At 61.3% G+C, this 23,550-nt stretch carries 28 protein-coding genes; 23 read left to right on the top strand and 5 right to left on the bottom strand.

Features of this window, described 5'->3' with window-relative positions:
* Positions 1-25 precede the first annotated feature (25 nt).
* Positions 26-976, bottom strand: coding sequence for a 4-hydroxy-3-methylbut-2-enyl diphosphate reductase (ispH, locus tag Q1B16_RS15940; RefSeq protein WP_299790943.1), 951 nt, complete (start codon positions 974-976; stop codon positions 26-28).
* Positions 977-1,111: 135 nt separating this feature from the next.
* Between ispH and Q1B16_RS15935 the strand changes: the two genes are divergently transcribed.
* Both Q1B16_RS15935 and Q1B16_RS15930 read left to right on the top strand, forming a co-directional pair.
* The gene (locus tag Q1B16_RS15935; protein WP_299790940.1) at positions 1,112-1,582 is read left to right on the top strand and encodes a c-type cytochrome; all 471 of its coding nucleotides are present in this window, start codon (positions 1,112-1,114) and stop codon (positions 1,580-1,582) included.
* A gap of 68 nt (positions 1,583-1,650) precedes the next feature.
* Positions 1,651-2,904: an MFS transporter gene (locus Q1B16_RS15930; protein ID WP_299790937.1), complete on the top strand. Its 1,254-nt coding sequence runs from the start codon at positions 1,651-1,653 to the stop codon at positions 2,902-2,904.
* Here the strand turns inward: Q1B16_RS15930 and Q1B16_RS15925 are convergent.
* Positions 2,885-3,322, bottom strand: coding sequence for a YqaA family protein (locus Q1B16_RS15925; RefSeq protein WP_299790934.1), 438 nt, complete (start codon positions 3,320-3,322; stop codon positions 2,885-2,887). The two genes, Q1B16_RS15930 and Q1B16_RS15925, sit on opposite strands and share 20 nt — an antisense overlap.
* Positions 3,323-3,346: 24 nt before the next feature.
* Positions 3,347-3,919 carry an NYN domain-containing protein gene (locus tag Q1B16_RS15920; protein WP_299790931.1) on the bottom strand — a complete coding sequence of 191 codons (573 nt, stop codon included), beginning with the start codon at positions 3,917-3,919 and terminating at the stop codon, positions 3,347-3,349.
* A gap of 152 nt (positions 3,920-4,071) precedes the next feature.
* Here Q1B16_RS15920 and folK point away from each other — a divergent pair, with 152 nt between their 5' ends.
* The 18 genes from folK (at position 4,072) to Q1B16_RS15830 (ending at position 17,815) form a co-directional block, all read left to right on the top strand.
* Positions 4,072-4,635, top strand: a complete 564-nt coding sequence (gene folK / locus Q1B16_RS15915; protein WP_299790928.1) for a 2-amino-4-hydroxy-6-hydroxymethyldihydropteridine diphosphokinase — start codon at positions 4,072-4,074, stop codon at positions 4,633-4,635.
* Positions 4,636-4,709: 74 nt separating this feature from the next.
* A complete protein-coding gene (gene rpoZ / locus Q1B16_RS15910) occupies positions 4,710-5,063 on the top strand; it encodes a DNA-directed RNA polymerase subunit omega (RefSeq protein ID WP_299790925.1) in 354 nt (117 codons plus the stop codon).
* Positions 5,064-5,102: 39 nt separating this feature from the next.
* Complete coding sequence (locus Q1B16_RS15905; protein ID WP_299790922.1) at positions 5,103-7,241, top strand: bifunctional (p)ppGpp synthetase/guanosine-3',5'-bis(diphosphate) 3'-pyrophosphohydrolase; 2,139 nt, start codon at positions 5,103-5,105, stop codon at positions 7,239-7,241.
* Between the two features lie 20 nt (positions 7,242-7,261).
* A complete protein-coding gene (locus Q1B16_RS15900) occupies positions 7,262-7,915 on the top strand; it encodes a DUF2062 domain-containing protein (RefSeq protein WP_299790918.1) in 654 nt (217 codons plus the stop codon).
* Between the two features lie 26 nt (positions 7,916-7,941).
* Entirely contained in the window at positions 7,942-8,694 is a 753-nt protein-coding gene (locus Q1B16_RS15895) for a pyridoxine 5'-phosphate synthase (RefSeq protein ID WP_299790915.1), read from the top strand.
* Positions 8,691-9,134, top strand: coding sequence for a hypothetical protein (locus tag Q1B16_RS15890; RefSeq protein ID WP_299790912.1), 444 nt, complete (start codon positions 8,691-8,693; stop codon positions 9,132-9,134). The genes Q1B16_RS15895 and Q1B16_RS15890 overlap by 4 nt, the downstream gene beginning before the upstream one ends.
* Positions 9,134-10,621: an alpha/beta hydrolase gene (locus Q1B16_RS15885; protein ID WP_299790909.1), complete on the top strand. Its 1,488-nt coding sequence runs from the start codon at positions 9,134-9,136 to the stop codon at positions 10,619-10,621. The genes Q1B16_RS15890 and Q1B16_RS15885 overlap by 1 nt, the downstream gene beginning before the upstream one ends.
* Complete coding sequence (gene acpS, locus Q1B16_RS15880; RefSeq protein WP_299790906.1) at positions 10,618-11,019, top strand: holo-ACP synthase; 402 nt, start codon at positions 10,618-10,620, stop codon at positions 11,017-11,019. Before Q1B16_RS15885 ends, acpS begins: the two co-directional genes overlap by 4 nt.
* 68 nt (positions 11,020-11,087) lie before the next feature.
* A complete protein-coding gene (lepB, locus tag Q1B16_RS15875) occupies positions 11,088-11,924 on the top strand; it encodes a signal peptidase I (RefSeq protein WP_299790903.1) in 837 nt (278 codons plus the stop codon).
* The gene (gene rnc / locus Q1B16_RS15870) at positions 11,924-12,613 is read left to right on the top strand and encodes a ribonuclease III (protein ID WP_299790900.1); all 690 of its coding nucleotides are present in this window, start codon (positions 11,924-11,926) and stop codon (positions 12,611-12,613) included. The genes lepB and rnc overlap by 1 nt, the downstream gene beginning before the upstream one ends.
* Entirely contained in the window at positions 12,610-13,509 is a 900-nt protein-coding gene (locus tag Q1B16_RS15865) for a DMT family transporter (RefSeq protein ID WP_299790896.1), read from the top strand. Before rnc ends, Q1B16_RS15865 begins: the two co-directional genes overlap by 4 nt.
* Positions 13,510-13,537: 28 nt before the next feature.
* On the top strand, positions 13,538-14,446 hold the full coding sequence (gene era / locus Q1B16_RS15860; RefSeq protein ID WP_299790894.1) for a GTPase Era: 909 nt from the start codon (positions 13,538-13,540) through the stop codon (positions 14,444-14,446).
* The gene (locus tag Q1B16_RS15855; RefSeq protein WP_299790891.1) at positions 14,439-14,777 is read left to right on the top strand and encodes a DUF1491 family protein; all 339 of its coding nucleotides are present in this window, start codon (positions 14,439-14,441) and stop codon (positions 14,775-14,777) included. The genes era and Q1B16_RS15855 overlap by 8 nt, the downstream gene beginning before the upstream one ends.
* Positions 14,778-14,786: 9 nt before the next feature.
* Positions 14,787-15,518 (top strand): DNA repair protein RecO, encoded by a 732-nt coding sequence (gene recO / locus Q1B16_RS15850; RefSeq protein ID WP_299790888.1) that lies wholly within the window; start codon positions 14,787-14,789, stop codon positions 15,516-15,518.
* Positions 15,519-15,630: 112 nt separating this feature from the next.
* Positions 15,631-16,290, top strand: coding sequence for a CDP-diacylglycerol--glycerol-3-phosphate 3-phosphatidyltransferase (gene pgsA, locus Q1B16_RS15845; RefSeq protein ID WP_299790885.1), 660 nt, complete (start codon positions 15,631-15,633; stop codon positions 16,288-16,290).
* A 4-nt stretch (positions 16,291-16,294) separates the two neighbouring features.
* Positions 16,295-16,540, top strand: coding sequence for a molybdopterin converting factor subunit 1 (gene moaD / locus Q1B16_RS15840; RefSeq protein ID WP_299790882.1), 246 nt, complete (start codon positions 16,295-16,297; stop codon positions 16,538-16,540).
* Complete coding sequence (locus Q1B16_RS15835) at positions 16,540-16,986, top strand: molybdenum cofactor biosynthesis protein MoaE (RefSeq protein ID WP_299790879.1); 447 nt, start codon at positions 16,540-16,542, stop codon at positions 16,984-16,986. The genes moaD and Q1B16_RS15835 overlap by 1 nt, the downstream gene beginning before the upstream one ends.
* A 58-nt stretch (positions 16,987-17,044) precedes the next feature.
* Complete coding sequence (locus Q1B16_RS15830; protein WP_299790876.1) at positions 17,045-17,815, top strand: FCD domain-containing protein; 771 nt, start codon at positions 17,045-17,047, stop codon at positions 17,813-17,815.
* Between the two features lie 44 nt (positions 17,816-17,859).
* On the opposite strand, the gene Q1B16_RS15825 is transcribed toward Q1B16_RS15830, so the two are convergent.
* Both Q1B16_RS15825 and Q1B16_RS15820 read right to left on the bottom strand, forming a co-directional pair.
* Positions 17,860-19,263: an aspartate aminotransferase family protein gene (locus Q1B16_RS15825; protein ID WP_299790874.1), complete on the bottom strand. Its 1,404-nt coding sequence runs from the start codon at positions 19,261-19,263 to the stop codon at positions 17,860-17,862.
* Between the two features lie 62 nt (positions 19,264-19,325).
* On the bottom strand, positions 19,326-19,997 hold the full coding sequence (locus tag Q1B16_RS15820) for a GntR family transcriptional regulator (RefSeq protein ID WP_299790871.1): 672 nt from the start codon (positions 19,995-19,997) through the stop codon (positions 19,326-19,328).
* A 179-nt stretch (positions 19,998-20,176) separates the two neighbouring features.
* Between Q1B16_RS15820 and Q1B16_RS15815 the strand changes: the two genes are divergently transcribed.
* The 3 genes from Q1B16_RS15815 (at position 20,177) to Q1B16_RS15805 (ending at position 23,350) form a co-directional block, all read left to right on the top strand.
* Complete coding sequence (locus tag Q1B16_RS15815) at positions 20,177-21,262, top strand: polyamine ABC transporter substrate-binding protein (protein ID WP_299790868.1); 1,086 nt, start codon at positions 20,177-20,179, stop codon at positions 21,260-21,262.
* A 69-nt stretch (positions 21,263-21,331) separates the two neighbouring features.
* On the top strand, positions 21,332-22,456 hold the full coding sequence (locus Q1B16_RS15810; protein WP_299790865.1) for an ABC transporter ATP-binding protein: 1,125 nt from the start codon (positions 21,332-21,334) through the stop codon (positions 22,454-22,456).
* A 3-nt stretch (positions 22,457-22,459) separates the two neighbouring features.
* Positions 22,460-23,350 (top strand): ABC transporter permease subunit, encoded by an 891-nt coding sequence (locus Q1B16_RS15805; protein ID WP_299790862.1) that lies wholly within the window; start codon positions 22,460-22,462, stop codon positions 23,348-23,350.
* Positions 23,351-23,550 lie beyond the last annotated feature (200 nt).

The raw sequence follows: 23,550 nt of genomic DNA, 5'->3' as shown, positions 1-23,550 counted from the left end.
TTCCTTCGAAGGAACCGGCAACGGCTCAGGCCGGAATGCGCAACACGCGTGGCACCTTGAATTCGACGTTTTCGACCGCCGTTTCGACCATCTCGACGGTCACATCGAACCGGTCCCGGAAGGCGTCGATCACCTCTGTGATCAGCTCTTCCGGCGCGCTGGCTCCGGCGGTGATGCCGACGCTGGTGATCCCCTCGAGCGCGCGCCAATCGATATCGGGGGCGCGCTGGACGAGTTGCGCGTAGGGGCAGCCCGCCTTGCTGCCGACCTCAACGAGGCGGCGCGAGTTGGATGAATTGGGCGCCCCGACGACCAGCATCGCATCGCATTTGGGTGCCATCGCCTTGACCGCTTCCTGACGGTTGGTCGTGGCATAGCAAATGTCTTCCTTATGCGGGCCCACAATCCTGGGGAACCGCGCCTTGAGCGCCGCGACGATGTCGATCGTGTCATCCACGGAAAGCGTCGTTTGCGTGACAAAGGCCAGCCGGTCAGGATCGCGCACCTCGACCTCGGCCACATCCTCGACCGTCTCGACGAGCAGCACTTCGCCTTCGGGCAGTTGCCCCATCGTGCCGACGGTTTCCGGGTGGCCTTCGTGACCGATCATGATCATCTGCAAGCCGCTCTCATGGTGACGCGCGGCTTCGATATGCACCTTGCTGACCAGCGGACAGGTCGCGTCGACAAAGATCATCTCGCGCTTGGCGGCCTCGGCTGGAACGGCCTTGGGAACGCCATGCGCAGAAAAGATCACCGGGCGGTCATCTGGGCACTCGTGCAGTTTTTCGACAAAGACCGCGCCCTTGTCGCGCAGGGAATCCACCACGTATTTGTTGTGCACGATCTCGTGGCGCACGTAGACCGGTGCGCCCCATTTCTCGAGCGCCATCTCGACGATCTTGATCGCGCGATCGACGCCAGCGCAGAAACCGCGCGGCGCGGCGAGGTAGAGGGTCAGGGGCGGTTTGGTCATGTCTGTCTCCGTCATGTCCCAGACCTAAAGCTTCAGGGCGCTCCGTTCCAGTGCAATGCGACTCTCACAGAGCCGTGAATTGACCTTCCCGCACGGGAACTTGCCAAAAAGCGCTACGCTGAAGGGGAGAACAGAATGCGGAAAACAGTTTCTATAGGTCTGGCGGCGGGTGTGCTTCTTGCGGGCACGCTCCTGATTGTCGGACCGGGATGGTCGGAAAACCCGGAAAGCGGCGCGCTCCCCTATCTGGATGCCGAACGGGTCGCAGAGGGCCGCGAAATTTACGAAGGCTATTGCGCGAGCTGCCACGGGGCTAACCTCGAAGGTGAAGCGAATTGGCAGAGTAGCGACGCCGATGGCTATCTGCCAGCGCCGCCGCATGACGAAACCGGGCATACATGGCATCACGACACCGCGCTTCTGACGCGGATCGTGCGCGAGGGAACGGAAGCGATTGTGGGCGGTTCGTACAAATCGAACATGATGGGCTTTGGCGACGTGCTCAGCCACACCGAAATCGCGAGCGTTCTTGGGTACATCAAGAGCACCTGGCCCGCGGAAATTCAGGACATCCATAACGAGATCGATACGCGCAGCCTGCCGTAGCGGGCGACCACGGTCCGGCGGGTGCTTTGTAGCTTGCAACGCGCCGGGCTTGGAGGCATGCCGATGTCATGCGCCTGACCGATTTCCTTCGCGCGAACGCGCCTTTTCTGACGGCAGGTGCCATGCTCACCTTCCTGTCATCCTTTGGGCAAACCTATTTCATATCGCTCTTTGCCGGAGAGATTCGCCTGGCCTTCGACCTGACCCACGGCGCGTGGGGCGGCATCTACATGATCGGGACGATGGCCTCGGCGGCGGTGATGGTCTGGGCCGGTGGATTGACCGACCTCTTCCGCGTGAGACACCTCGCCCCGGTCGTGTTGGCCGGGCTTGCAACGGCCTGTCTGGCGATGGCTTTCAATCCTTGGGTCTGGGCCTTGCCCGTTATCATCTTCGCGCTGCGTTTTTTTGGGCAAGGCATGTGTTCGCATATCGCGGTCATCGCGATGGCCCGCTGGTTCGTCGCCACGCGCGGACGGGCGTTGTCAATTGCCTCGCTGGGGTTCGCCCTGGGCGAGGCGCTGGTTCCGATGGCCGTGGTCGCTGCGATGACCGTCTTTGCCTGGCAAAACCTATGGGTCCTGGGCGCGGTGGTCTGCCTTGGGGCCATTCCCTTCCTGTACCGTCTGCTGACGCAGGAACGGACCCCCGCATCCCATGCCGAATCCGACGTGTCGTTCGGCATGAACGGGCACCACTGGCGACGGTTGCAGGCGCTTCGGCATCCGCTGTTCTGGTGCATGGTCCCGGCGGTCCTGGGGCCGTCAGCCTTCAACACCGCGTTTTTCTTTCACCAGGTGCACGTGGCCGAGGTGAAGGATCTGGAACACCTCGTTTTCGTGAGCTTCTTCCCGCTTTACACAGCCGTCGGCATCGCTTCGATGGTCCTGTCGGGCTGGGCGTTGGACCGGTTGGGCACCGCGCGGCTCACGCCGTTCTATCAACTGCCGATGGTGGCGGCCTTTCTGATCTTCGGGCTGACACACAGCCCCCTTGGACTGGCGGTCGGCTTTGTCTTTCTCGGGATGACATCCGGGGCGAACGCGACTCTGCCCAACGCGTTCTGGGCAGAATTTTACGGCACCGCTCATATCGGGTCGATCAAGTCGATGGCCACGGCGGTGATGGTTCTGGGCTCAGCCATTGGTCCGGGGCTCACGGGCCTCCTGATCGACATCGGGGTCGGAATTGAAACGCAGTTCATCGGTATTGCCGGTTTTTTCTGCGCGACCACCGCTCTCATGCTGTTCGGCATCACGCGCGCGGCCCGTGATCTGCCGCTGGCGATGACCGGTCCGGACTTCAGAACGCCGCAGCCGTGATCATGGCGACGACGATGTAACGGATCGTTTTGGCGATGCTGACGAGCAGGAAGAACAGCCAGACATTCGTCCGCATGACACCCGCAACGATGGTCAACGCATCCCCGAGTGGCGCCCAACTGAATAACAGCGTCCAGACGCCCCATTTCAGATACCACTCCCGCGCGCGCTCAAGTTGTGCATCGGAGACCGGGAACCAGCGTCGGCCGTGAAACCGCTCCAGAACGCGGCCCAGAGCGTAGTTCAGTCCCGACCCGAGGATATTGCCCACGCTGGCAAAGAGAATGATCAGTTCGATCGCAATGTCGCCGCGTAATTGAAGCGCGACGAATACGATTTCGGATTGGAACGGCAGAATGGTCGCCGCGCCGAACGCCACGAGGAACAGACCGCCCAAAGAAAGCAGGTCACTCCACATCAGCCGTCCGGCGCGGGATCAAGATCAGTCCTGTTCGGCGGCCACGGGTTCACGATCCGGCATCGGATCGCGCGGCGGACGACCGATCACGTCGCGCAACTCGTCCAGCTCGATGAAGTTGTCGGCCTGGCGGCGCAATTCGTCCGCGATCATCGGCGGCTGGCTCCGGATTGTGGAGACGACCGACACGCGCACGCCTTTGCGTTGCAGGCTTTCCACCAAGGGCCGGAAGTCGCCGTCACCGGAAAAGAGCACAATGTGATCGACGTGGTCCGCGAGCTCCATGGCATCGACCGTCAGTTCGATATCCATGTTGCCCTTGACCTTACGGCGACCCTGGCTGTCGGTATATTCCTTGGCCGGTTTTGTCCGCATGTTGAAGCCGTTGTAATGCAACCAATCCACCAGTGGCCGGATGGGGGAGTACTCGTCATTTTCCAAAAGCGCTGTGTAGTAGAACGCGCGAAGCAACTTGCCGCGCCTTACAAACTCCTGCCGCAGCAACTTGTAGTCGATGTCGAAGCCCAGAGACTTCGCAGCCGCGTAGAGATTGGAACCATCAATGAACAGCGCCAAACGCTCGTCTTTGTAGAACATGAATTAAGCCTTTCAAATAAAGCATTGGCTGCGCCAGCATCCGGGAGTGGTTGTTCCGAAGCCTCATGGCAAAGCCGCGTCGGGTGATTTAATGATTCGACCTAGCATCGCAAGGTGCAATTTCCGGTCATGCTCTCACATATGACAGATTTATGAATGAATTTTACATCGCTCTAGGTGCCAATCTACCTTCCGGCGAAGGTTCGCCGAAAAGGACACTTCTTGCGGCTCTTGAGAGGATCGAGCGCGCGGGAATCTCGGTTGCGTCCGTAAGTCCCTTTTATCAAACGCCTTGTTTCCCCGCGGGCAACGGTCCGGATTACGTGAACGCCGCCGCAAAGCTTTCCTCGGATCTGACGCCCGAGCGCATGCTGGAGCGGTTGCACGAGATCGAAGCGCATTTCGGCAGGGAGCGAAAAGAACGTTGGGGCATGCGGACGCTCGATCTTGATCTGATCGCGGCCGGAGACGCGATTTTGCCGAATCGTAAAACCTTCGAGCAGTGGCGATCCCTGCCACCGGAGACGCAGAGAAGCACGGCTCCGACCGAGCTTATTCTCCCGCATCCGCGATTGCAGGATCGCGCATTTGTTCTTGTGCCGCTCCGCGATATTGCGGCAGACTGGCGCCATCCCGTGCTCAATTGCACGGTCAAGGAGATGTGCACCGCGCTCGCGCCAGAGGCTCTGGCCGAGATTGTTGTGCTTGAAACCTGATATCGACTTGTATTCGCGCCTGTGCGGCTATATCTGTCAGGTTTCCACAGGCTGCCCGATGAATTGGAGTTCCCATGGCCCGCGTGACGGTTGAAGATTGCGTAGATAAAGTCCCAAATCGTTTTGAGCTGGTGATGCTGGCTGCACACCGTGCCCGCGAAGTGTCTGCCGGTGCGGCGATCACCGTGGATCGTGACAACGACAAGAATCCGGTTGTTGCGCTGCGCGAGATTGCGGACGAAACTCAGTCTGCAGACGAGCTTCGCGAACGTCTGATCGAATCGAACCAGACCCAGATCGAAGTGGACGAACCGGAAGAAGACGCAATGGCGTTGCTCATGGGTGCTGAACCCGACAAGCCCGCCGAAGACGACCTTTCCGAAGAAAAGCTGCTGCGCGCCCTGATGGAGGCGCAAGGTCAGGGCTAAGGCCCGCCGCGATGCGGGCCGCATGAGAATGAGGCGCCGATGATCGCGGCTGACGACCTTGTTGCGCTTGTCCGCAACTACAATCCGAAAACCAACGAGGCGCTCATTCGCGCGGCCTATGATTATGGCCGCGAGATGCATGAGGGGCAATTCCGCCACTCCGGAGAGCCATATTTTTCGCACCCCGTCGCAGTTGCCGCTATTCTGACCGAGCAGCAGCTGGACGATGCCACCATCATCACGGCACTGCTTCACGACACCATCGAAGATACGAAATCCACCTATTCCGAAGTTGCGGTGCGGTTCGGCAATGAAATCGCCATGCTCGTCGATGGCGTGACCAAGCTGACCAACCTTCAGCTGTCGAGTTCGGAAACCAAGCAGGCCGAGAATTTCCGCAAGCTCTTCATGGCGATGTCCAAGGACTTGCGGGTCATTTTGGTCAAACTTGCCGACCGTTTGCACAACATGCGCACGATCAAAGCGATGCGCCCGGAAAAGCAGGTGCAAAAGGCGCGTGAAACGATGGACATCTATGCGCCGCTCGCAGGCCGCATGGGTATGCAGTGGATGCGCGAAGAGCTTGAGGACCTGGCGTTCCGCGTGCTCAATCCCGAGGGTCGCGCCAGCATCATCCGCCGTTTCATCACGCTTCAGAAAGAAACCGGCGACGTGATCCACCGGATCACCAGCGATATGCGCAGCGAGCTCGAGAAAGCCGGGATCGACGCCGAGGTTTTCGGTCGTGCCAAGAAACCCTATTCGATCTGGCGCAAGATGCAGGAAAAAGAGATCGGGTTTTCCCGCCTGTCCGACATCTATGGCTTCCGGATCATCACGCGCTCGAAGGCCGATTGCTATGCCACGCTCGGCGTGATCCACCAACGCTGGCGTGCCATTCCGGGGCGGTTCAAGGATTACATCAGCGAACCGAAATCCAACGGATACCGGTCGATCCACACCACCGTATCGGGCCGTGATGGCAAGCGGGTCGAAGTGCAGATCCGCACCCGTCAGATGCACGATGTGGCCGAAACCGGTGTTGCGGCCCACTGGTCCTATCGCGACGGCGTGCGCAGCGAGAACCCCTTTGCCGTGGACCCGGCGAAATGGGTCGCTTCCCTGACCGAGCAATTCGTCGGAGAGGACGATCACGAGGATTTCCTCGAAGCCGTGAAGCTCGAAATGTACCCTGACAAGGTGTTCTGCTTCACGCCCAAGGGCGACGTGGTTAAGCTGCCGCGCGGGGCGACGCCGCTCGATTTTGCCTATGCGATCCACACGCGGATCGGGTCCGGCTGTGTCGGCGCCAAAGTCGATGGCATCCGCGTGCCACTTTGGACGCGGCTCAAGAACGGGCAGTCCGTCGACATCGTCACTGCCGAGGGACAAAGCCCGCAGGCGACGTGGCTGGATATTGCGACCACCGGGAAAGCGAAATCTGCGATCCGCCGGGAATTGCGTGAAGCGGGACGCGAACGGTTCGCCCAACTGGGCCGCGAACTGGCGCGATCGGCGTTCGAGAACGTGGGCAAGAAAGCCAGCGACAAAGTGCTCGAGATGGCGGCTCGAAACCTGCGTATCCCGGACGCGCAAGAGCTTCTTGCCCGCCTCGGCAGCGCCGAGATGTCAGCACGCGAGGTCGTCGCCGCGGTCTACCCCGATCTTGCGCCGGAACCGTCCGAGTTCATCGAAATGCAAAGCGCGGTGATCGGGCTGGAACGCGGGCAGGCGTTCGAACGCGGCACCTGCTGTCAGCCTCTTCCCGGTGAACGGATTGTCGGCATTGTGCAACGTGGCAAGGGTGTGGTGGTCCACAGCATCGATTGCGGCGCGCTTGCGGCTGTCGAAGATCAATTGTCCCGATGGCTCGATCTGCATTGGGAATCCGGGAACCACCCCCCGGTCTATGTCGTTTCCCTTGAGCTTACCATCGGCAATGACGCGGGCGTACTGGGACGGATTTGCACATTGATTGGTGAACAGAAGGCCAATATCTCGGATCTCAATTTCGTGGATCGGAAACCGGATTTTTACAAACTCGTGATGGATATCGAACTCAGCGACGCCAACCATCTGCACGCCGTCATGTCGGCGCTCGAAGCAGAGAGCGATGTGGCCTCGGTGGTTCGAAGACGGGATCCCGCGTTATCGATGCAAACGGCTGCGGCCGAGTAGAGAGATCGAAGGGGCGCAACTTGGTTTTCAAACGGCGGGACAGGCGGTCGATCGTGACCACCCTCCGCGAGGCGCTTTGGCCCCGCGGGGGCTGGACTCGCGCCGCCCGTTACGTCCAGCATCGCCTCAACCGTTTGCCCGATCCCCCCGAACGCATTGCGCGCGGCATTTTTGCCGGAGTTCTGACGACCTTCACCCCGTTCTACGGTTTGCATTTCGTCACCGCAGGGATCCTGGCCTGGGTGATGCGGGGCAATATCCTTGCCGCCCTGCTCTCAACTTTCTTCGGCAACCCGCTGACCTATGTGCCCATCAGCGTGGCCTCGCTCCAGACAGGCTACTGGTTGTTGGGACTGGGCGAGATCCGGCATGCGCATGGCAGCATCGGATACAAGTTCGCCAAAGCCGGCGAAGACCTCTGGCGCAATTTCGTCGCGATCTTCACCGACGCCCAAGCGAACTGGGGCGGTCTCAAGATCTTCTATGACGAGGTGTTCTTCCCGTGGCTTGTCGGGGGCATCCTGCCGGGGATTTTGTGCGGTTTGGTGTGCTACTATCTCTCCGTCCCGCTGATCCGGGCCTACCAGAACCGCCGCAAGGGTGTTCTCAAGGCGAAACTGGCGTCTCTCAAGAAAAAGAAGAAACAGGCTGACGACGGGTCGGCGGCGGACTAGGTTCAGCCTCAACCAAGGAGGCGAGAATGACCGAATATGCGGGCCGCTTGCGGCTGGGTGTGAACATCGACCACGTGGCGACCCTGCGCAATGCGCGCGGCGGAGACCTGCCCGATCCGGTGCGGGCGGCACAAATGGCCGAAGAAGCAGGTGCCGACGGGATCACGGCGCACCTGCGCGAAGACCGCCGCCACATCATCGACAGCGATATCGACCGTCTGATGGACACCCTGCGCGTGCCGCTGAATTTCGAGATGGCCGCGACCGAAGAGATGCAAAAAATCGCTCTGCGCCACAAACCCCACGCGGTGTGCATCGTGCCCGAAAAGCGCGAGGAGAGGACAACTGAAGGCGGGCTTGAAGTCGCGCGCGAGGAAAACCGCCTCAAAGGGTACATCGCGCCGTTACGAGACGCCGGATGCCGCGTGTCGATCTTCATCGCCGCGGATGAACGGCAGATCGCCGCCGCCCACCGGATTGGTGCTGAAGTGATCGAACTGCACACCGGTGCCTATTGCGATGCTCATGCCGAAGGCCGGTTCGAGGAGCGCAACAAGGAACTCGCCATGATGCGCGAAATGTCCGCCTATGCGCATTCGCTCGGGCTCGAAGTGCATGCCGGGCACGGTCTGAATTACGAGACGGTCGCGCCCGTCGCAGCCTTTCCCGAAGTCATGGAGCTGAACATCGGGCATTTCCTGATCGGTGAATCCGTCTTCCGTGGCCTAGGCCCCGCCATCGCCGAGATGCGCCGCCTGATGGACGCCGCCCGCGCATGATCCGCCTCTGCGCGATATTGGCGCTTTGCTTTTCGGCATCCGCTGCCACGGCGCAGGATGTCCGCGATTGCGACTGGCCCGCCAGCGCGCGGAACCTCGTCGAACCGTGGAGCGACCACACGCGCACATTCGCCAACGGCAAAACGCGTCTCGCCCTGCTGGACACGGCGGGGGAACCCGCGGCCGGATCGTATTACCTGCTGGTTCTCTCGCCGCCCTACGCGGAATTGGGAGACCGGCAATGCCGGGTCATCGGTCACGGAGCGATAGGTTTTGGTTATATCGACTTTGAAAACTTGGGTGCCGCCTATGAACCGGCTAATGGATTCACCTTCGATGTGCCTGTGGAGATCTACGATGGCGAAACTTTCGTTGCGCATCACCTGACCTTCACGCTCAACCAGAGCACGGGCGAGATCGTGACACGGCTGGTCGAGTGATGAAAGACCTGTGGCGCGCGATCGCGATGGTGCTGGTGGCGGTTATCGCCATAGTCGTGCTCGAAACCGCGCGATCCGGCGTGACGTTCACCAACACTGTCGTGGGCCAAACGCCCGTTACAACGCTTGCCAAAGCAGACGCCGACGGCCCGCACGTGGTCGTCGCGCATGGCTTTGCCGGATCGCGCGAGATGATGCAGGGCTACGGCCTTGTCCTCGCGCAGGCCGGGTACCGGGTTCATATGTTCGATTTCGAAGGCCATGGCGCACACTCGGTGCCGATGTCGGGTGACGTCACCCGGATCGAAGGCACGACCCAACGGCTCATGGACCAGACTATTGCGGTCGTGGAGGCCTTTGCAGACGATCAGCCCGTCGCGCTTCTGGGGCATTCGATGGCGACGGATGTCCTGATCCGGGTCGCTGCCGAGAGACTGACGGGCCCGCTGGTTTTGCTTTCTGCGTTCTCACAGGCGGTCAGCGAAGACGTGCCTGAAAACATGCTCCTGATCTCAGGCCAGTGGGAACCGCACCTGCGCGAATTCGGTGTCGAGACACTTCGGATGATCGATCCACAGGCAAAAGAAGGCGACACGGTCCGCGCGTCGGGCGTTGTGCGCTCTGCCATCTATGCACCCTGGACGGAACACGTCGCCATCCTTCACTCGCGGGTCGGGCGCGCTGCGGCGCTTGAGTGGCTGAACGACTTCTACGACCGCAGCGCGACAGCCGCCGTCCCGCCCACCGGATGGGCGTTTCTTGCGCTCATGGCGTCGATCACCGCCCTGTCGCTGCCCCTTGCGCGCCTTTTAATGCGGTCCGAAGAGTTGCCGGACCCGCCGGACCTACCGACGTGGAAGGTGGCTGTGTGGAAGGTGGCTGTAGTGCTGGTGGTGCCGATGCTCTTGGCACCGGGTCTCGCGCAGTTGATCGACATTGACGTATTGCCCGTATTGGTCGCCGATTACCTTGCCGTCCACCTTGGGCTTTACGGGCTTTGCACGCTTGTTCTTTTCCCGATCCTCTCGGTGAAAACGCCGTACGGACGGCTGCGCCCGTTGGCGCTCGTCGCCTTGGTGGCCTGGGGCATAGGGGTATTCGGGTTCGCGCTCGACCGCTACGGCGCGAACTTCTTTCCCATCTCGGAACGCGTGCCGATCATCGCGGCGCTGGTGCCGGGCGCCGTGCTCTTCATGATCGCGGATTCCGTGGTCGTGTGGCGGGCTTCGGTCTGGCGCAGGATCGCGTCGCGCGCGGCATTCCTTGCCTCGCTGGGAATCGCGGTAGCGCTGGATTTCGAGGGGCTGTTTTTCCTGATCATCATTGCACCGGTGATCCTGCTGTTCTTTTTCGTGCACGGAACGATGGGTCGCGCCATCGGCAAGCGCGCGGGGCCGCTGACCGCCGGGCTTGGGCTCGGGATTATCCTTGCCTGGGCGCTTGGCGTCAGCTTTCCGATGTTCGCAGCCGCGGGAGGCGGATCATGATTATCGGCATCGGCACCGATCTGGCCAATATCGACCGCATCGCTGGCACGCTTGAGAGGTTCGGCGACCGCTTCCGCAACCGCGTGTTCACCGAAACCGAACAGCGCAAGGCCGAACGCCGCCGCGATGTGGCCGGCACCTATGCGAAACGCTGGGCGGCGAAAGAGGCGTGCTCCAAGGCGCTTGGAACGGGCCTGCGCATGGGCATCGCGTGGAAGGATATGTCGGTGCGCAATCTGCATACCGGGCAGCCCGTGATGGAGGTCACGGGCTGGGCCAAAGCCCGCCTTGATGAACTGACGCCCGAGGGGCACGAAGCGATCATTCACGTCACGTTGACCGACGACCATCCATGGGCGCAAGCGATGGTGCTGATCGAGGCCCGCCCAAAGGAATAGGCGCTTGGCTTGACACCCGCGCCGCCCCCGCTCATGTAGCGCGGGACAATCGAGCAAAAGGCAGGAACATGGCGTCTGAACCCAAGAAAAGCGGCGGCATCGTCGAGACGATCAAAACCATCGTCTACGCGCTCTTGATCGCTGGCGTGTTTCGGACGCTGTTCTTCCAACCCTTCTGGATCCCGTCCGGGTCGATGAAAGACACGCTGCTGATCGGCGACTTCCTGTTCGTCAACAAGATGTCCTACGGCTATTCCTACGCCTCCTGCCCGTCGCTTTACCTGCCGAACCTTGGCATCGACGTCGACGCCAGTGACCTGTGCGGATGGGCGGACGGAGACAACAGCCGACTCTTCGGCTCGGAACCCGACCGTGGGGACGTGGCGGTGTTTCGCCACCCGGTCACGGGGCGCGACTTCATCAAGCGCGTGATCGGCCTGCCGGGGGACGAGGTGCAGATGATCCGGGGCGTGCTGCACATCAACGGCGAAAGCGTCCAACTGGAACCACAGCCCGATTTCGAGGAAACCGCAGCACCACAGGGCCCGCAAGGTCTGCGTCCCCGCTGTGCGAACGGGCCTGTCGGCACTGGCGGCACCTGCATCAAGGAGCGGTTCCTCGAAACGCTCCCGGGTGGGACGACGCATTCGATCCTGAATATCGGCAACCAGGGGTCGGACAACACGCCGGTCTACACGGTCCCCGAGGGCCATTACTTCATGATGGGCGACAACCGCGACAATTCCTCGGACAGCCGCGTGCCCAGCGTTGCGGGCGGTGTCGGCTTTGTTCCGTTCGAGAACCTTGTGGGCAAGGCCAATCGTGTGATGTTCTCCTCCGCCGGATCGTCCATGCTGTTCTTCTGGACATGGCGTGGCGACCGCTTTTTCGAGAAGATCGAGTAGTGAAGCTGTCGGCTGACCTTCAGGCGCTGTCCAAGCGTCTGGGGCATCGGTTCGACCGCCCCGAGTTGCTGGTCCGTGCAGTGACACATTCGTCGCGCGCGGGCATCAACCGCGAAGACAACCAGCGGCTTGAGTTCCTGGGTGACCGTGTGCTTGGCCTTGTCATGGCCGAGGCGCTTCTGGCCGTGGACAAGACCGCCACCGAAGGCCAGCTTGCGCCCCGCTTCAACGCGCTGGTCCGCAAGGAAACCTGTGCGGATGTCGCGCGCGAGATTGATCTTGGGGCTGCGCTGAAACTGGGTCGGTCCGAGATGCTGTCGGGCGGTCGCCGCAAGCAGGCCCTTCTGGGCGATGCGATGGAGGCCGTCATTGCGGCAGTCTATCTGGACGCGGGCTTTGACGCCGCCAAACAGCTCGTTCTGCGCCTCTGGGGCGATCGGATCGGCACCGTCAAGGAAGACGCGCGGGATGCCAAAACGGCGTTGCAGGAATGGGCACAGGCGCGGGGAATGCCCCCGCCCGCCTATATCGAGGTGTCTCGCGACGGCCCCGACCACGCGCCAAATTTCGTGATCTCCGTCCGGCTTGAAAACGGCAAGTCCGCCGAGGCCAAGGCCGGGTCGAAACGACAGGCCGAACAGGCCGCAGCGAAGGCGCTTTTGGGAACGCTCGAAGAGAGCGGGTCTTGACCGACAACCTGCGCGGCAGCCTGTTCATGGTGCTGGCCATGCTCGGGTTCGCCATCGAAGACGCGTTCTTCAAGGCGGCCACCGGCACGGGGGACGTGTCGGCCGGTGTCGGCACCATGCTGTTCGGGGCCTTCGGCACCGCGTTCTTCCTGCTTTACGCGATCTGGCTCAGGGAACCGCTGGTCAGTCGCGCCTATATCGAAGGCCCGCTGCTCGTTCGCTCTGCGTTCGAGATTTTGGGGCGTCTGTTCTTTGCGCTCAGCCTTGCATTCGCGCCTCTGTCGACCACCTCCGCCATTCTTCAGGCAGCACCGCTTGTCGTGACCCTCGGCGCGGCTGTCGTGCTCAAGGAAAAGGTCGGCCTGCGCCGCTGGATTGCCATGTCCATCGGCTTTGCAGGGGTCCTCCTGATCCTGCGTCCGACGCCGTCCGGTTTTGACGCGACCGCGATCTTCGCGGTGCTGGGCATGATTGGGTTTGCCGGACGGGACCTGATGACCCGCGCCAGCCCGCCCGAGGTCACGGCGACGCAACTGGGCATCCTGGGCTTCCTGATGGTCTTCATCGCGGGCGTCGTCATCACGGCGTTCGAAACCGCACCGCTGGCCGCGCCAAGCTTTCCGGCGCTGGCGATGCTCATGGGCACCGGGCTTGCTGGCCTCGTCGGCTACAGCGCCTTGACCAAGGCCATGCGCACCGGCGAGGTCTCGGTGGTGGCCCCGTTTCGCTATTCCCGCCTTCTGATCGCGCTGGTCTTTGCCTATCTCATCTTCGGCGAACCGCCCGATGCGTTCACCCTGATCGGTGCGACCTTGATTGTCGGAAGCGGCGTCTACACTTTGGTGCGCAGCGGGCGCAAAGTCGGGGCTGGTTCTGTGCCACGATCTGGCGTATGACGCCGGACTTCTGAATATGGAAACATCTATGATAACGCGCGCAGGTTTCGTCGCCTTGATCGGAGAGCCCAATGCGGGCAAATCCACGCTGACCAACCAGATGGTCGGGGCGAAAGTCTCGATCGTCACCCATAAGGTGCAGACCACCCGCGCCCGTATTCGCGGAGTTGCCATCGAAGGTGACGCTCAGATCGTTCTGGTGGACACGCCCGGCCTTTTCAAACCGCGCCGCCGTCTGGACCGCGCGATGGTCGCTGCCGCGTGGTCCGGCGCGTCGGACGCCGATATCGTAGTGCTCTTGATCGAAGCGCATCGCGGCATCACCGAAGGGGTCGATGCGATCCTTCAGAATCTGGGCGACGTGGTGGGCAAGCGCCCCGTCGCCTTGGCCATCAACAAGATCGACCGGGTCGAGGCGCCGCGCCTGCTGGCGCTGACCAAGGAGATGAACGAGAAGTTCCCCTTCACCGAGACCTTTCTGATCTCGGCTGAAAAGGGTCATGGCGTTAAAGCCCTGCGCACATGGCTGGCGGGTACCCTGCCGGAAAGCCCGTGGCTTTATCCCGAAGACCAGATCGCCGATCTGCCGCTGCGCATGATCGCGGCAGAGATGACGCGCGAAAAGCTGACGCTGCGGCTGCATCAGGAATTGCCCTATCAGTTGACGGTCGAGACCGAGAGTTGGGAAGAACGCGACGACGGGTCGGCGCGGATCGACCAGATCATCTATGTCGTGCGCGATGGTCACAAGGGCATCGTGCTTGGCAACAAGGGCGAAACGATCAAGGCGATCAGCAAAGCTGCGCGCGAGGAATTGGAAGAATTCCTTGGCCGCCGCATCCACCTTTTTATGCAAGTGAAGGTGCGCGAGAAATGGCTGGACGAGGCCGAGCGGTATTCCGAGATGGGTCTCGATTTCAAGGACGGCAATGGCTGAGGCCCGGCTGGCCAGCGGGTTCTGGGTGCAGGCCTACCTGCGTCGGCTTTCGCTGTTCGACATCCCGGCTTTCGTGACGGCGCACGGAGACGATACCGCCGGAGCCATTCTGGTGAAGCTGAACACTCTGGACGGTCACGCCAAGGCGTTTGTGCGCCAATACGACCTGATGACCGGCGCGCGTGCCTGGCAGGTTCTGGCCGACGGTGCCGAACCTGACGTGGACGCCAGCATCGCCCGGCAACGCAGCTTCGACAGCGACCTGTGGGTGATCGAAGTCGAGGATCGCGCGGGACGGCATCTTCTGGATGAAGACGGGCTCTCGGGCTAACGTCGTATCATGGATTGGCGCGATACAGGCATCCTTCTCAGCAGCCGCCGTCACGGCGAAAGCGCGATGATCATCGACGTGTTCACGCCGGAACGCGGACGCCATGCCGGCGTCGTTCGCGGCGGTGCGTCCCGCAAGATCGCACCTATCCTTCAACCGGGCGCACAGCTTGACCTTGCGTGGCGGGCGCGGCTTGAGGACCATCTGGGAAGTTTCACGGTAGAGCTGCAACGGTCCCGTGCGGCCATTGCCATGCAGAACCGGACAACGCTGGCAGGGCTGAATGCCGCTCTGGCGCTGTTGGCCTACGTCTTGCCGGAACGCGAAGCACATCCGAAACTATACGCGCACACCCAGAACCTTCTTGATCTCATCGATCAGTCCGAACTCTGGCCTCTTGCCTATCTGCGCTGGGAAGCAGCGTTGCTGGACGATCTTGGATACGGGCTCGACCTGACCTGCTGTGCAGTCACCGGCAGCACCGATGATCTTATGTACATCTCACCGAAATCCGGCCGCGCGGTGTCTGCGAAAGGTGCCGGGGATTGGGCGGATCGGCTTCTTCCTCTGCCAGACGCACTCAAGGGCGAAGGCGCGGCCGAGGACGCAGACATCGCAACGGCTCTCGCCGCCACCGGTTACTTCCTCGAACACAAACTGGCAGCCGAACAGATCGGCAAACCGCTGCCTGCGGCGCGGGCAAGGTATATCGACTTGTTGGCTCGAAAGTCATTGGCCTAAGCCATGCGATCTGCCGCGTTCGGCATCCCGACGGGAAAGCCAGATGAGCGAAGTTACGAAAACTCCCCAACCGTCTCTTTTCAGGACCCGGCAGTCGCGATAGGTAATGGTTATGAACATGACGGTGCCAAATATTCTGACTGTCCTGCGCTTGTTGGCAGCGCCGGGGGTGGCGCTGATGTTTCTTTACTTTTCACGGCCCGCTGCCGACTGGTTCGCGCTCATCCTGTTCGTCCTCGCTGCCGTGACAGACTGGTTCGACGGCTATCTGGCCCGCGCGTGGAAGCAGGAAAGCAAATTGGGCGCGATGCTCGACCCGATTGCCGACAAAGCGATGGTCGTGATCGCGCTCATGGTGATCGTGGGCTATTCGTCCATGTCGCCCTGGCTGGTGCTGCCCGCGACCTTCATCCTGTTCCGCGAAGTGTTCGTATCGGGGCTGCGCGAATTTCTTGGCGACACGGCAGGCACGCTCAAGGTGACGCCGCTTGCCAAGTGGAAAACCACCCTCCAGATGATCGCCATCGCCGTTCTGTTCGCGCAGGGCGTGTTCGAGCATTACCTTGGCATGTCGGCCATGGGCATGAACCCGGAGATCTTCCAGAGCGTGATGGCAGGCGAAACCGAAGATCTGCACGGCCTCTGGTGGAAGCACGCAGGCATGGTCTGGACCGGAAACGCGGGATTGCTCCTGCTTTGGCTTGCTGCCTTTCTCACGCTCGTCACGGGATGGGATTATTTCCGCAAGGCCGTGCCGTTTTTGAAGGATTGAGCTGATGGACGTGTTGTATTTCGCATGGGTCCGCGAACGGATTGGACTGCCAAAGGAGAGCGTGACCACGGACGCCGAAACCGTGGCCGAACTGGTAACCGAACTGCGCGCACGAGAGGATCGCTACGACCTCGCCTTCTCTGATCTGAACGCCCTGCGCGTGGCGGTGGATCAGGAGCTCACTGATTTCGACGCATCGATCAAAGGCGCGCGGGAAGTGGCGTTTTTCCCGCCGATGACGGGCGGCTGATGCGGATTGTCGTTCAGGAACAGCCCTTCGATTTCGGGGCCGAGGCCGACGCCTTTGCTGATGGTCGCCACGACATGGGCGCGATCGTCACTTTCACAGGCGTGGTGCGGGATTTCGGCGGCGGCGGGCTCGATGCGATGGAGATCGAACATTATCCGGGCATGACTCAGAAGGCTCTGGAGAAAATCGCGTCGGAAGCCGTTGACCGCTGGTCGCTTGGCGATGCGTTGGTCATTCACCGCTACGGACGGATGGAACCGGGCGAAAAAATCATGATGGTCGCGACCGCCGCACCCCATCGCAAGGACGCGTTCGAGGCGGCGGATTACCTGATGGACTACCTCAAGTCCCGCGCGCCGTTCTGGAAGAAAGAACACGCGGTCTCGGGCGAAACCGGCTGGGTGGCCGCAAAAGACGAAGATGAAGATGCCCTGACACGGTGGTAGCTTGTCGGCGGGCCACTTTGGTCATATCATTTGACCAATCCGCAGCAGTCTGAGCATCATGCCCTTCCAACCTGTCACCCCGGAAAAGCTGTCCACTTCAGTCACACGCCAGATCGAAAAGCTGATCCTGCAAGGCATTCTGCGCCCCGGCGAACGCCTGCCGTCAGAGCGCGAGCTGTCGGAGCGGCTCAACGTATCGCGCCCGTCGTTGCGTGAATCCATTGCGGACCTCTCGGAGCGCGGATTGCTGACCAGCCGCGCGGGGGCCGGCGTCTATGTGGCCGATGTCTTGGGGTCCGCGTTCTCGGACTCATTGATCCAGCTTTTCGCCAATCACGACGAGGCGGTCTTTGACTACCTGTCCTTCCGCCGCGACATGGAAGGGTTGGCCGCCGAACGCGCGGCGCGGCTGGGGTCGGACACGGATCTCAAGGTGATCAACGCCGTGTTCGAACGCATGGAAGCCGCGCACGCCAAGCGCGACCCCTCCGACGAAGCAGCGCTGGACGCGGAGTTTCATCTGTCCATCATCGAGGCCAGCCACAATGTCATCATGCTCCACATGATGCGGTCGATGTACCAATTGCTGCGCGAAGGCGTGTTCTACAACCGCCAGGTCATGTTCCGCCAAAAGACCACCCGCGCGACCCTGCTGGACCAGCACAGGGCCATCAACGACGCCCTACAGGCCCGCGATCCCGAAGGCGCGCGGCAGGCGGTGGTGGATCATCTGAGCTATGTCGAAGCGTGCCTTGCGGACAACCGCAAGGCCGAGGCGCATGAGGCAGTGGCCCGGCAACGATATGAGCACGCGGTGACCAAGGGCTGAAATGCTTCGAAGCATTTCCCCAAAACCTTCGAAGGTTTTGGCTCTTAACTCGCCACGCGCGCCTTCATCAAACCCTCTTGCTCGAGCTTCGCGTGACACTCGTCCAGCGACGTCCACGCCCGCTCGATCAACGTGTCGATCTCATCCTTCGAAATCACCAGCGGCGGGGAGATGATCATCCGATCCCCGACATGGCGCATCACCAGATTGTTGGCAAAGCACCGCTCGCGGCAGATGAAGCCGACAGTGCCCTCATCCGCTTCGAACTTGGCGCGGGTGGCTTTGTCGGGGGTCAACGCGATGGATCCCATCATGCCGACGATCTTGGCCTCGCCCACCAGCGGGTGATCCGTCAGAGTGGCGAACTTCTCGGCCAGGTACGGCCCCGTTTCCTCGCGGACGCGGGTGACGATGCCTTCCTCGTCCAGAATCCGCAGGTTCTCGAGCGCCACGGCGCAGGCGACCGGGTGGCCGGAATAGGTATAGCCGTGGTTGAACTCGACGGCATTCATGACCTCGGCGACCTCGTCGCAGATGATCGACCCGCCAATGGGCTGGTAGCCCGAGCTCAGCCCCTTGGCGATGGTCATGATATGCGGGCGGATGTTCATGGTCTGTGACCCGAACCAGTTGCCGGTGCGCCCGAAGCCGCAAATCACCTCGTCCGCGATCAGCAGGATGCCATATTTGTCGACGATGCGCTGGATCTCAGGCCAGTAGGTCTCGGGTGGGATGATCACGCCACCTGCGCCCTGCACCGGTTCGGCGATGAAGGCCGCCACGCGGTCGGGGCCAAGCTCTTCGATCGCGGTCTCCAACTGGCGCGCGCGCTCGAGGCCGAATTCCTCGGGTGTCATGTCGCCGCCTTCGGCCCACCAATTCGGCTGGTCGATATGGTGGATGTTGGGAATGGGCAGACCGCCTTGCATGTGCATCCCCTTCATGCCGCCAAGCGAACCCGACCCGACGGACGAACCGTGATAGGCGTTCCACCGCGAGATCACGATGTTCTTGTCCGGCTGCCCTTTTTCCGCCCAATAGGTGCGCACCATGCGCAGATTCGTGTCGTTCGCCTCGGACCCCGATCCGGCGAAGAAGACCTGGTTGAAGCCCTCAGGCGCCAGTTCGGCCAGCTTTTGCGACAGCGCGATCGCCGGGACATGGGTCGTCTGGAAGAACGTGTTGTAGAACGGCAGCTCTTCCATCTGCCGGGCCGCGACCCGCGCCAGTTCCTTGCGACCGTAGCCGATGTTGACGCACCAAAGCCCCGCCATCGCATCGAGAATGCGGTTCCCGTCACTGTCGGTGAGCCAGCAACCATCCGCCCGCGTGATGATGCGCGCGCCTTTTTCGGACAGTCCGGCACCATGCGTAAACGGGTGCATGTGGTGCGCGGCATCCAGCGCCTGAAGCTCTTTCGTGGGCATGTGATTGGTGATCGTGGCCATCGGAAAATCCTCTCAGAAGGGTCTCGGCCAAAATATGATCAAATTACTGCAAGTCAATCGAATCACATCAGCCCCTGCCGGATTTGTTCCATCCCCTGCACCACGTCGCCTTCCATCGCGCGTGCCGCTGCGTCAGCGTCGTTCGCGGACAGCGCGGTCAGCACGTCCTTGTGCCGGTCCGGCAGGTTTCGCGTGCCGAATTGACCGCAGACAACCCGAAGGGACGGGCCGAAGCGCAACCAGAGGTGATCCACGATCTCGGTCAGGATCGGAGCCTGCGCGAGGCTGTAAAGATCGACGTGGAACTGATGGTTCTCGACAAGATAGCGCTTCACGTCCCCGCGCCGGATCGCAGCGTCCAGCCGGGCGTCTATCTCAGTCAGTTGGGAGACATCGTCTTCAGTGGCCCGCTGCGCCGCGCGACGGGCAAGTTCGGGTTCGAGCGCCTTGCGCGTAAAGGTCAATTCATCCACGGCCTGCGCATTCAGCACCGGTACTGCGATCCGGCGGTTGCCCAGAAATTCCAGCGCGCCCTCGGCGGTCAGCCGCCGCAGCGCCTCGCGCACCGGGGTCATCCCGACACCCAGAGCGTCGGTCAAACCCTGGATCGTGACCGGTTGCCCGGGTTCGAATTCACCGAACAGGATCTGATCGCGCAAGCGTCTGTAAACCCGTTCATGCGCCGGAAGTCGGGCCGGTTCGGGAACAACGTCCAGTGTTGTCTGATCGGTCATCCTGCTTCTCACAAACTGCCGCAGCTTTGGGCACAATGCCCGAAAGGCCGCCTGTGACAAGTCATCTTGCACGTGACAGGCTGGCGTGAAAACATGATTTCTATTGCCTGAAGAGGCAAGATTTGATCAAATTCAAATCCATTGGGCCGCAAGCGCCCGAGGATCAACGGGAGACTTTCATGAAAACCCATCTGCTGACCATGACCGCAGGTGCCGCACTAATGGCTTCACTTGCCCATGCCGACGAAGTGCGCGTCTACAACTGGTCTGACTATATCGACGAATCCCTGCTCACGAAGTTCGAGGAAGAAACCGGGATCGACCTGATCTACGACGTGTTCGACAGCAATGAACTGCTCGAAACCAAAATGCTGGCCGGCGGCTCCGGTTACGATGTCGTCGTTCCCACCGGGACTTTCCTTCAGCGGCAAATTCAGGCGGGTGCGTTCCAGAAGCTGGACCCGTCCAAACTGCCGAACCTCGACAACATGTGGGAGGTTATCGAAGAGCGCACCGCGCAGTACGATCCCGGCAACGAATACTCGATCAACTACATGTGGGGCACGACCGGCCTTGGCGTGAACACCGGCAAGGTGACCGAGATCCTGGGCGCGGATGCCCCGATCGCGTCGCTGGACCTGATCTTCAATCCCGAAAACATGGAAAAGCTATCCGAATGTGGCGTGCATTTCCTTGACGCCCCGACCGAGATGATCCCGGCCGCACTGACCTATGCCGGGCTCGATCCCGATCGCAAGGACGACGAAGCGTTGGCCGCCGCCGAGGAAGTGCTGATGGCCGTGCGGCCCTACGTGCAGAAATTCCACAGCTCCGAATACATCAATGCGCTGGCCAATGGCGACATCTGCGTGGCGTTCGGCTGGTCCGGCGACATCCTTCAGGCCCGCGACCGCGCGGCCGAAGCCGACAATGGCGTCGACATCGCCTATAACGCGCCCAACGAAGGTGCTCTGATGTGGTTCGACCAGATGGCGATCCCAGTCGACGCTCCGAACCCGGACGCGGCGCACACGTTCCTGAACTTCATCATGGACGCGCAGAACATGGCGGCGGCGTCGAATTATGTCTACTATGCCAACGGCAACAAGGCGTCTCAGGAATTTCTAATCGAGGACGTGATCGACGACCCGGCGATCTATCCGGACGAGGCGACGCTTGGAAACCTCTACACGGTGACGCCGTTCCCGCCGCGCGAACAGCGATCGCTGACGCGGATGTGGACTTCGGTCAAATCCGGCACCTGAGTCAGAGTGCATTTCCTGCCCGGCGGGTCCATCCTGCCGGGCAGACATCCCGTGTCCAAGGAATACACAGTGGCCCAAACCGTCTTTGCTCCGTGGGAAGACCCCAACGAAAAACCATTGATCCAGTTTCGCAACGTGACCAAACGGTTCGGCGACTTCACGGCCATCGACGATCTGACACAGGACATCTTCGCCAAGGAATTCTTTGCCCTGCTGGGCCCGTCCGGATGCGGCAAGACCACGATGATGCGGATGCTGGCCGGGTTCGAAGCCCCCACCAAGGGCCAGATCTTCATCGCCGGGCAAGACATGGCCCGGATACCGCCGAACAAGCGCGCGGTGAACATGATGTTCCAGTCCTACGCGCTGTTCCCGCACCTGTCCGTCTGGGACAACATTGCCTTCGGTCTGAAACGCGAAGGCAAGGACGCCGAGACCATCAATGCGCGCGTCGAAGAAATGCTCCGCCTCACGCGTCTGAGCAAATTCGCCAAACGCAAACCCCACCAGATTTCCGGCGGTCAACGCCAACGCGTGGCCCTCGCGCGGTCTCTGGCCAAGGCGCCCAAACTGCTGCTTCTCGATGAACCTCTCGGCGCGCTCGACAAGAAGCTGCGCCAGGATACCCAGTTCGAGCTGATGGATATCCAGGAAAAGACCGGCACCACCTTCGTCATCGTCACCCATGATCAGGAAGAGGCGATGACCGTTGCCTCCCGCGTGGCGGTTATGGACGAAGGCCGCATCATCCAGGTCGCCACACCCGCACAGATCTACGAAGCACCGAACTCCGTCTATGTCGCCGACTTCATCGGAGACGTGAACATCATCTCGGGCCGCGCCGATCCGAACGGCGAAAAAGTTGCCATTCAGTGGGCCGAAGGCCAACCCGATATCATCGGCACAACGACCACCCGCTTCGACAAGGGGCAGGAGATCCACTTCGCCATCCGCCCCGAAAAGGTCGGCATCAGCACCGAGGAACCGCAGGACGCCGCCAACAAGGTGCAGGGCAAGGTGCTCGACATCGCCTACCTGGGCAACATCTCGACCTACCACGTCGAATTGCCCACAGGTCACGTCATCAAGGCGCAGACCGCCAACACCCGCCGCCTGTCGCGGCGTCAGATCACCTGGGAAGACCCGGTCTGGATCAGCTGGACAGACACCGCCGGTGTCCTGTTGGAGCGCTAGAGGATGCGCCGCGCCTTCCTCATCGCGGTGCCGTATCTGTGGCTCGTCGCGCTCTTCCTGATCCCGTTCGTGATCGTCCTGAAGATCGCGCTGTCGGACGTGGCGCTGGCCCGCCCGCCCTACATGCCGCAGCTTGATCTATCAGCGGGATGGGACGGCATCACGGCGTTCTTCGCGGCGCTCGATTTTGAAAACTTCTGGTTCCTGACCACCGATGATCTTTACTGGAAAGCCTATCTCAGCTCGCTCCAGATCGCGTTGATTTCGACCGTCATGACCCTGCTGGTCGGTTACCCGATCGCCTATGGCATGGCGCGGGCCGCTCCCGAATGGCGCCCGACCTTGCTGATGCTGGTAATCCTGCCGTTTTGGACCAGCTTCCTGATCCGCGTCTACGCGTGGATGGGCATCTTGTCGAACGAAGGCCTGCTGAACCAGTTTCTGATGTGGACCGGCATCATGAGCGCACCGCTGACGATCCTGAACACCAATACCGCCGTCTATATCGGCATTGTCTACACCTACCTGCCATTCATGATCCTGCCCATCTATTCGGCGCTCGAACGCATGGATGACAGCCTGCTCGAAGCCGCCGAGGACCTGGGCTGTTCGCGCACCAGCGCCTTCTGGCTGGTCACGATCCCGCTGTCGAAAAACGGCATCATCGCCGGGTGTTTTCTCGTCTTCATTCCGGTCATCGGCGAATTCGTGATCCCGTCCCTGCTCGGCGGCTCCGGAACGCTGATGATCGGCAAGGTCCTGTGGGAAGAATTCTTCTCCAACCGCGACTGGCCCGTCGCCTCGGCAGTCGCCGTGATCCTGCTGTTGATCCTCGTGATCCCGATCATCCTCTTCCAGCGCAACGAACAAAAACAACGCGAGGCCGAGGGATGAGACAAGACGGCCTCTTCATCTTGCCCGGTAAACTCTGGGGGTCCGGGGGTGAAACCCCCGGCCGGGGGGCCCCCGCGGGGGGGGGGACCGCCAGGGGGGCGCCCACCAAACAATTTTGGGGTTGGGGGGCCCCCCCCCCCCCCCCGGGGGGGGGAGAAAGTGAAAGACCAAAAACAAACAAGAGGGTGGAAGCAACAAAA

The sequence above is a fragment of the uncultured Marivita sp. genome, assembly GCF_947488135.1.
Lineage (GTDB): Bacteria > Pseudomonadota > Alphaproteobacteria > Rhodobacterales > Rhodobacteraceae > Marivita.
This window is presented reverse-complemented; position numbering and strand designations above follow the sequence as displayed.